Origin of the sequence: Arenibaculum sp. (assembly GCF_035998295.1) — a bacterium.
Lineage (GTDB): Bacteria > Pseudomonadota > Alphaproteobacteria > Azospirillales > Azospirillaceae > DASYHS01.
On record NZ_DASYHS010000112.1, the window covers coordinates 1 to 8,216 of the forward strand.

Annotated in this window: 11 protein-coding genes; 4 read left to right on the forward strand and 7 right to left on the reverse strand. The window is 68.3% G+C overall.

Features of this window, described 5'->3' with window-relative positions; translation table 11 throughout:
- Positions 1-106 precede the first annotated feature (106 nt).
- Genes VGO20_RS11660 through VGO20_RS11670 form a run of 3 tightly spaced genes read left to right on the forward strand, consistent with a single transcriptional unit; the run spans position 107 to position 1,369 of the window.
- Positions 107-376, forward strand: coding sequence for a hypothetical protein (locus VGO20_RS11660; protein ID WP_327502516.1), 270 nt, complete (start codon positions 107-109; stop codon positions 374-376).
- A gap of 15 nt (positions 377-391) precedes the next feature.
- Positions 392-1,003, forward strand: a complete 612-nt coding sequence (locus VGO20_RS11665; RefSeq protein ID WP_327502517.1) for a hypothetical protein — start codon at positions 392-394, stop codon at positions 1,001-1,003.
- A 45-nt stretch (positions 1,004-1,048) separates the two neighbouring features.
- Positions 1,049-1,369, forward strand: coding sequence for a hypothetical protein (locus VGO20_RS11670; RefSeq protein WP_327502518.1), 321 nt, complete (start codon positions 1,049-1,051; stop codon positions 1,367-1,369).
- A gap of 25 nt (positions 1,370-1,394) precedes the next feature.
- On the opposite strand, the gene VGO20_RS11675 is transcribed toward VGO20_RS11670, so the two are convergent.
- The 3 genes from VGO20_RS11675 to VGO20_RS11685 all read right to left on the reverse strand — a co-directional run bounded on the left by VGO20_RS11675 (position 1,395) and on the right by VGO20_RS11685 (position 3,977).
- Positions 1,395-2,123, reverse strand: coding sequence for an MlaA family lipoprotein (locus VGO20_RS11675; RefSeq protein WP_327502519.1), 729 nt, complete (start codon positions 2,121-2,123; stop codon positions 1,395-1,397).
- A 131-nt stretch (positions 2,124-2,254) separates the two neighbouring features.
- Entirely contained in the window at positions 2,255-2,590 is a 336-nt protein-coding gene (locus tag VGO20_RS11680; protein ID WP_327502520.1) for a hypothetical protein, read from the reverse strand.
- Positions 2,591-2,600: 10 nt separating this feature from the next.
- Positions 2,601-3,977: an efflux RND transporter periplasmic adaptor subunit gene (locus VGO20_RS11685; RefSeq protein ID WP_327502521.1), complete on the reverse strand. Its 1,377-nt coding sequence runs from the start codon at positions 3,975-3,977 to the stop codon at positions 2,601-2,603.
- Positions 3,978-4,211: 234 nt separating this feature from the next.
- On the opposite strand from VGO20_RS11685, the gene VGO20_RS11690 reads away from it, so the two are divergent.
- Positions 4,212-4,712, forward strand: coding sequence for a hypothetical protein (locus tag VGO20_RS11690; RefSeq protein WP_327502522.1), 501 nt, complete (start codon positions 4,212-4,214; stop codon positions 4,710-4,712).
- Positions 4,713-4,749: 37 nt separating this feature from the next.
- Here VGO20_RS11690 and VGO20_RS11695 read toward each other — a convergent pair whose 3' ends face one another.
- From VGO20_RS11695 to VGO20_RS11710, 4 genes are all read right to left on the reverse strand, one after another.
- The gene (locus tag VGO20_RS11695) at positions 4,750-5,124 is read right to left on the reverse strand and encodes a hypothetical protein (RefSeq protein ID WP_327502523.1); all 375 of its coding nucleotides are present in this window, start codon (positions 5,122-5,124) and stop codon (positions 4,750-4,752) included.
- Positions 5,125-5,250: 126 nt separating this feature from the next.
- Positions 5,251-5,727 (reverse strand): hypothetical protein, encoded by a 477-nt coding sequence (locus VGO20_RS11700; protein WP_327502524.1) that lies wholly within the window; start codon positions 5,725-5,727, stop codon positions 5,251-5,253.
- A gap of 33 nt (positions 5,728-5,760) precedes the next feature.
- On the reverse strand, positions 5,761-7,266 hold the full coding sequence (locus VGO20_RS11705) for an ATP-binding cassette domain-containing protein (protein WP_327502525.1): 1,506 nt from the start codon (positions 7,264-7,266) through the stop codon (positions 5,761-5,763).
- On the reverse strand, positions 7,263-8,216 hold a 954-nt coding region (locus VGO20_RS11710; protein ID WP_327502526.1), incomplete at its 5' end, for a hypothetical protein. The genes VGO20_RS11710 and VGO20_RS11705, both read right to left, overlap by 4 nt.

Consider the following 8,216-nt stretch of genomic DNA (forward strand, 5'->3'; position numbering starts at 1 on the left):
GATCGGGCATGGACGCCCGATCGCGGGAATCCGGTCCACGGCGAACCGCCCCAGCAGCAAGCCCCCGCCCCGGCGCGCTTGCGACCCGCAACGGCAAGCACCACCGATGCTGAAGACATTCTTCGTTTGGAGCTTCATCGCCTTCCCGCTGGCGATCGCCCTGGTCTGGATCGCGTATCGCGCCCGGTTCTTCCTGATCGGCATCATGGGTATCGCGCTCGTCATCTCGGTGATCTGGGGATTGCTGAGGCTGAGCGACGTCCTGCACGCTGCGACGGACGGACCGGCGGAGAGCCCCATGGTCCACCCGATCGTGGAACGGATCGCCTGCTCGAGCGGCGGCACGGGCATCCGCCCGGCTCCGTGCGGCGGCTGACGGCGGGGCGCGCCCATGGGCGAAGGGCTCCTGGCATCGGCGATCGACTTCCTGCTGTCGGCGGCGGCGCTCGCACTGGCGCCGGTACTGCCGCTGGCCCTTGCGACCCGTATCGTCAACGGGCTGCAGGACGCCCGCACCGTTTGGACCCCCCACATAGAGGTGCTGGCGCTGATCGTCGGCGTGGCCGGCGGCGTCATCGTCTTCTTCCACAACGTGGATCCCGGCAGCCTCGGCGCCGGCGAGATTTTCCGCCGGGGCGGCCCCTGGGACCTGGATGTCGCAGCGTTCCTGTCGAGCCGCGGCAATCCGCTGGCCTATTCGTTCGAACCGCTTCTTCCGTGGCCCTATTCGGATGCCATCGGGTTCGGGGCGGGCACGCTCGTCTTCCTGCTGATCGGCGCGGTGGCATACGCCCCTGCCCTGTTCTTCCGGTCGCCGCGCGCGATCGCGAACGGGATCCGGAACGTCGTGATCGCGGTGTGGGCCGTATTCGCGACCTGTTATGGGCTCTGCTACGCCCTGTGGCTGCTGAACCAGTTGAACTTCTGGGCTTTTCTCGTCCTGCTCTGGGTCGTTCAACTGGCCCGCAGCCGATCAGAACGGGTCGTCCTGAAGCTGAACTGACCACGGCACGCCGCCTTGAAACCGCCTAGGAGAGGCTCCCCGATCATGCCGAATTTCCGCTCTCGAGTTCTCGCCACGGCCCTGGCCGCCGCCCTGGCGACCGCCCTTGCCGGGCCAGCGGTGGCGAACGCCCAGGACGATGCCGCCCCGGCCGCGCCCCGGGCCGCACTCGACGAGGCCGAGCAGATCATCGTCGACGCCCTGAAGCGCGCCCTCGACCTGGCGTCGTCGCTGGGGGCGCTCGTTCCCTACAGCATGCCCGAAACGCTGCCCAACGGCGACATCATCATCCGGCGGACGCAACCCGCCGCCCCGGTCGGGCCGGGAACCGGGAACCCGGACGGGAACGGGGCGATACGGCTGTAGCCGCCGCCTCCGTCCCGCCTGCCCCTCACCCGGCGGGCTGCCGCACTTCGACGATGCCGGGCGCCGGCCGGCGGATGACGCCGCCGAGAGGGCTCGCCTTGACGTCCCCGCCGGCGACGTCATCGCGGCAGAGGTCCCGGCGCAGGGCAAGGTGCGCCTCCTGCTGGGCCAGATAGGGGTCGCCCGGCGGCACCGTCGGCGTCACGCCGTCGCTGGCATAGGCGACCGCCCGGTCGGCGACCAGGTACGGCAATGCGAGATCGTCGCCCAGCACGCCGAACGTCGCGGCGTAAAGGGCGAACTGGCCCGTCAAATCGCGCACCGTGGTCGGCCCCAGCACCGGCAGGACCAGATAGGGGCCGTCGGGAATGCCGTAGCTGCACAGCGTCGCGCCGATGTCTTCCGCACGGCTGACCCAGCCCATCCGGCCCGCCACATCGAAAATGCCGCCGATGCCGGCCGTCGAGTTGATGGCGAAGCGCCCGGCCGATACGCCCGCGTTCCCGAAGTCGCCCTGCAGAAGGCTCGCCGCGGCCGTCACCGGCTCGCGCAGGTTGGTGAAGGCGTTGTCGATGCCGGCCTGCACGACCGCCGGGACGACGGAGCGGTAGGCGGCGGCAACCGGCGTCGTGACGGTCGTCGCAAGGGCCATGTTGAAGGTGTGGGCCGCCCTGTTGACGGTCTCCAGCGGATCCCAGACCGCGCTTTCAGGTGCCGGTGCCTGCGCCAAGGCCGGCGTCGCCATGAGGGACATGACGACGGCTCCAAGCGCCAGGTGCCTCGGACTTGCCCTGGACATCGATTTTCCTCCTCTATGCGGATCCGAACGGGTGCCGTCGGTGCTCGAACGACGTGTAGGCCTCGTCACGCAGGAAACCGTACTCGTCATGGCATGAAACCGTAGGCGATGGCGACCGCGGTGGCGGCGGCGAGGCCGGTGGCCAGCGATCCCGTGGCCACGACGCCGATCACGAAGGCCCCGCCGGCCACCGCGGCCCCGGCATAGACCTGCTCCGCGACCAGCCCGTACGCGGTGTCGCTCTCGGCGGCCGGCATCTCCGTCGGAACGCGTGCGGCGGCCGGCGTCTCCGACGGAATGCCTGCGGCGGCCGTCACGTGCGGGCCGACGGATTCCGCCGATGCGGGCAGGCTGTGCAGCGCGGTCGCCAGTAGCAGCAGTCCGGCGACGATGCGCCCGAGCCAGTGGTGTCGCACCTTCATCCCCCTTCGCTCATCGAACCTGTCTCAGGATCGACGCCCCGTCGACGACGACCCGCGTCCCGGCCGTCAGGCCCGAACGCACGATCATCTGGTCGCCGGCCAGCCTTTCCGCCTGCACCTGCCGCGGCACGAATATCTCCGCGGCCGAGCGTTCCCACACCAGGGTGCGGCCGTCGCCGTCGCGCACGATGCTGGCGGCCGGCACCGGAACGCCCGTGACGGTCCGCTGGCTGCGCACGATCACCGTGACCGGCTGCCCCACCGACAGGCCGTCACCCGTCGAGCGGACCCGGAACTGCAACGGAATCGCCTGGTTGCTGAGCGTCAGCCCGCCACCGACGAAGTCGAGTTCCAGTGCCTGCCCGTCCGGCGTCAGTGCGGCCGCGTCGCGTATGTCGGCCGCGATCCCGGGATCGTAGGCGGCGGCTTCGACCCACAGCTCCTTGGGATCGACGATCCCGAAAACCGTCTGGTTCGCGTCGACCGCGCTGCCCGCGACCGCCGCGACCTGCGATATCATGCCGTCGGCAGTCGCGCGCAGCTCGTCCCGTCCGTCCATCGCCGCCTGGAGCGCGGACAGTTCGCGCCGGTGGCCGTCGAGCTGGACGCGCAGCGCCTCGATCTTGTTCTCCCGATATCGGACGAACAGGACTTCCTTGAGCCGGACGATCTGCTGGTTGGTCAGGGAGATCTGGTTGATGAGCTGCTGAATCCGCGCCTCGATCTGGACCCGTTCCGAGACGCTCATGACCGGGCGCAGGAAGGCCAGCAGGTCGCCGCGGCGGACGGTCATGCCGAGATAGGGGAAGCGGCCCTCCCGCGCCTCGACGATACCCGGCCGTGTCGCCTGCACCAGCGTTCCGGAGGCCGGATTGGTGATGACGTGGCCCGGGATCTCATGGGTCACCGGAACGGTGTCCCGGCGGGTCACCTGCCAGCGCATGGAGAACAGCCGCTGCGTCGTGATCGGCAGGAAGACCGAACCGTCCGGCCGGCGATGCGGCGTGTCGCGGACCATGCCGAGCACGGCCTGCATCTCGGGACCGTCGGCCTCCTGGCTCCGGTCCGGCTCGCCGTCGGCTCCCGCTTTCCGGCCCGGCTCCACCGGCAGCCAGTCCGGTCCGGAGCCGGCGGCCGGCTCCGGCCGGCTGGCGCCGGTGGAGCCGGAACTGCCCAGAACCTCGGGTCCGGCCGTTGGGACGGATCGGCCGAACGTGCTGGAGGCCAGGATCGGCACGATACCGGTCGCGACGGGCTCCGAAGTTCCGGCCTGCCGCATCGGTGCGCCGACCGATTCGGGCTCGGGAGTGATCGTGCTTGCGCCGAAGTCCTGGGTTTCGTTTTCGACGATGTACATCGCCAGGTACTTGGTACTGGTCTCCGTCACGACCGTCGTAAGCGCAAGACTGGCAGCAATGAACAAGGTCGTCAGAATATAGCCCATATCATACCCTGAGGAAGACAGTACCAAACACAATCACGATATCGAAACCGGCAAGCATTTCAGATCATATCTTCGGCACCGGCCTTACTTCCTTCCAATTTCTCACAGCCAATATTGAAATTGACCATCGCCCCGCCTTTGGACAGAATGCTGTCAAACCTGAAATGCAGGACGCCGATGAGACTTCTGACTGCCTTCGCATGGATCGCTCTGTCGACCCTTTCCGTCCCGCCCACGGGTATCGCGGCGGAAGGCCCCAGCGACATCGACTTCCGCGGCGTCGCCGGCGTCCGGGTCACGATCAGCCCGATGAGCGCCGACGCCACGGACTGCCGCCTGGCCGCCGACCCGCTGCTCCGGGAACTGGAGCAGCAGTTGACCGCCAAGGGCCTGAAGGCCATGCCGGAGAGCGACGTCGTCGCCACGATCACCGTCCTCTCCGCCTATGAGCCGAACGCCGGTCGGTGCAGTTCGGCGGTCATGCTGGGCGCCTACCGCAAGGCTTCATTCTTCGACGAAGACGCCGGCTGGCTGCGGACCGGCCATGTCGTCGTCTGGCAGAGCGGGCTGCTGACCAGTTCCTCACCCGAACAGCACCCCGCCGGCGTGCGCGATGCCCTGGCCCGCCTGGGCGACGCAATGGCCCTGGACTGGCATCGGGCCAACGAAACACCGTAGGGCCGGCCGCGTCCGTCCCGGCCCTACGGGACGGACTTCAGTTGCCGTACAGCCAATTGCCGACATAGCCGCCGACGACGGCGCCGACGGTGGTCACGGCCGCTTGACCGGCCATCACGGCGTAGCTGGCGTTCATCAGTTGGCCGCCACCGGACGCCCCCGCCACCAGGACGGGCGTGATCATCCCACCGGTCGCGACATTGGCCACGACGACGCCCGCGACCGCACCGGCCGCGATCGCCGCGACCTGGTAGCCGGTCGGCCCCTCGACCATCTCGCTCGGCATCGGGACCGACTGGGCGAGCGGTACGGCGGGGGCAGCCGGCATCTCGGCCGGCGCATTGGAGGCGTCCTGCGCGAAGGCGAGTGCCGGGGTCAATACCATCCACAGGGCTAGTATCGGTGCACGCATGGCCATCATCTCTCCAAATCTTTGAAATTCATCGGGCGCGCTCCAGGTGTCGACCAGCCGCCGGAAACACTATCAGGGTACCTGTTCTTCCGGGTTACTCAATAAGAAAATCCCAAGCGGCGCCATTCAGGCCGGGCGGAGCGGCGTCCGGACCTCGGTCGCCTCCGGATCGCCCTTCCTGCCGATTTTGTTGTACCAGCGCCGCGACCACAGCAGTCCCGCGCGCTTGGCCCGGAACGCGTTCTCCTCCATCACGCGCTTGACCCGGACCCGAGCCGCCTCGTCGCTGAGCGAACCGCCGGCGAGGCCGTTGTAGATGGCCGCGGCTTCAGCGAATTTCTTCTTGCCGAGCTTGCGCCGCTTGCCGCCGAAGCGTTCGAGGATGGAGAGCATCCGCCGGTCGATGTCGCGCTCGACGCGGATGTCGCGTCGATGCGCGACGCTCAGCAGGATTCCCCGCGCCTCCTCGGGATCGAGTTCGAAGCGTGCGATGCCGTCCTCGAGCAGACGGCGCTCCTCCGCCTTCGACAGGAAGGGACGGTCGAGGGCCGCGAGTTCCACGTAACCGCTGAAGCGCTGTTGGGCGTTGTCTTTGTTCGACATCCATCGTCTCCGGACCGATAGCGGGCGGTACCGTCATTTCCAGAATTGAAAAATTGCGACTGCAGCGTGTGAAAATAGAGTCAACGACACGCCAATCACGATGGCTTGGGCGATGGCCTCGTTGATGGAGACCACCGAGGTCTTGCGACGAAGTCCGATGACGGCGGCGGCCAGGCCACCAAGCACGGAACTGAGCAGAATCTTCCCGAGGATCCAGTAGAACTCGACGACGAGGGCCGGACCGGCCTCCGTCAGGCGCCGGAAGTAGTTCTCCTGCCAGAATTCGACGGGCTGGTCGGGAAAGAACAGCCACCACGTCTGCAGTGCCGCCCAGGCCGAGGTGACCAGTGCGACGCCCGTCAGCAGCACGAGAGAGATCACGTTGGCGCAGATCACCGACACCAGCAGGTAGCGCAATGCCGGGATGTTCAGGTTATGCATCGCCCGCAACTGCGAAGACAGCGTCCGGTTGCTGAAATCGGCCGAGATGATGGCGCTGTTGCGTGCAACGACCAGAATCGAGGCGATCAGCGGCACCGCGACGGTGGTCTGCACGAAGCCGATGCCGGCCAGGGTCTCGTCGTGCAGGATCGACTTCAGATAGCCGCCGAAGGAGTGATAATTGAAGCCGAACCAGATGGACACGAAGCCCATGATCAACCCGCCGAGCGCGAGATAGACCAGCATCGACGGGGCTGCGCACAGCACCCAGAAATACTCGGCGAAGTATCGGGCGAACCACTTCGCCGAGGATCCCCGGCGCATGCGACGATGCCATGCGGCACTGGCCGCGTCGGCCGCGGAGGGGGCGCCGGCATTGCCGACGTCGAGCGCCATCATCTCGCGCTCGACCGTTTCCATATCCGCCGGGATCGGGCGGATCGTGGATGTCCGCGAGTCGAGCAGCAGGACCTTGTCCGCAAGGGGCAGCAGATCCTCGACATGATGGGCGACGATGACGGCGGGGCGCCCACTCTCCCGGCAGATGTCCTTCACGATGCCGGCCAGCCGGCGCGACGACTTGATGTCGAGGCCGGAGTTCGGCTCGTCCAGCACCAGGACCGGGTGGTCGGCCAGCATCGTCCGCGCGATCGCGACGCGCTGCTTCTGACCGCCGCTGCAGGCGGCGACCACCGTGGCCGGGTGGATGTCGGCCAGCAGCGACAGCAGGGCGTCGTTGCGTGCGAGGTCGACCGGCCCCGCGTGATCGGCGGCGATGCGCAGGTTCTCGCCGACGGTCAGGTCGTCGAACAGCGCGTTACCCTGGAACACCAAGCCGCACAGGTCGCTGCGCGTCGTCGACAGGTCGACGGAACGCCCGCCGCTTCGCAGGACGCCGGAGACCTGCCAGCGGTTTTCGCCATCCTCCAGCAATCCGCACAGCAGATTGACGAGGCTGGTCTTGCCGCTGCCGCTCGGCCCGACCAGGAGCACGAATTCGCCTCGATGGAGGTCGAACGAGACCGCATCCACGAGACGGGCGCCGGCAGGCGTGCGGATGGACAGGCCCTCGGCCCGCAGAACCGGATCCCCGTTCATGCCGCACCCCGCACGTCCAGAGCCTTCAGGACGATCGCCGCCTCCGGATCGAGGCGCAGGATCCGGTCGCGATCCTCGGGCGTCACGAACAGGATCAGCCTGCCGCGGCGCTTGAGCATCATGGACTTGAAGATCTGCGCCGCCAGAGGGTTGAGGTCGCTCTCGTTGCCGAGCCCCGCGAGGTGGCGCGGCAGCGCACTCAGCAGGTCCATCACGGCCGCCGACAGCGGCTGCAGCTCCGCGTGCAGCCTGGGGTCCTGCATCAGGTCGCCGACGACCGCCGTTGCCTGCGGATCGCGGACCAGGGCGTCGACCGTCCCGATCACGAGGCGCTCGAAGAAGCGCTGCGCCTCGACCGTCCCGAGCAGCTCGTCGCCCAGCCCCATCAGGCTCCGGCGCAGGGCGGGATCGCGCAGGGACGCCGCCACGGCCTCGCCGAAGGGGGTGTAGTCGAGACGGTAGCCGACGAGCGCACCGAACACGTTGCTCCAGTTGGCCCGGGCCATGTCCCACAACGCCTGCTCGAACCGCGGCCGCAGGGCGTCGCCGATCTCGGCCCGCACGGCGTCGCGCACGATGGGCTCGGACCGGGCGAGCAGGTCGCGGAACGCAATCTGGCTGCGCGCGTCGTCCCAGGCCGCGGCGACGGCGTCGCCGAGGACGGCGCGCAGGCGCGGCCGGTATTCACGGGTGAAGATCTCGGACGTGATCACCGCCTCGAACGACCGACCCGCCTCGTCCTGAAGGTCGCCGATGCGCGTGCGCAGCTCGGCGCGGGATTCGTCGGACGTGACCAGCCACAGCACGCCCGGCCCCGCTTCGAGGAGCAGCGCCTCGGTGGCGCCGGCCGCCTGCGCCGCCGTCGATCGGAAGAACTCGATCCGCACGACGCCGTCGTCCCCGGCCTCGGCAACCGCATGGCGGACGAAGCTGCGGTCGTCCCGCATCAG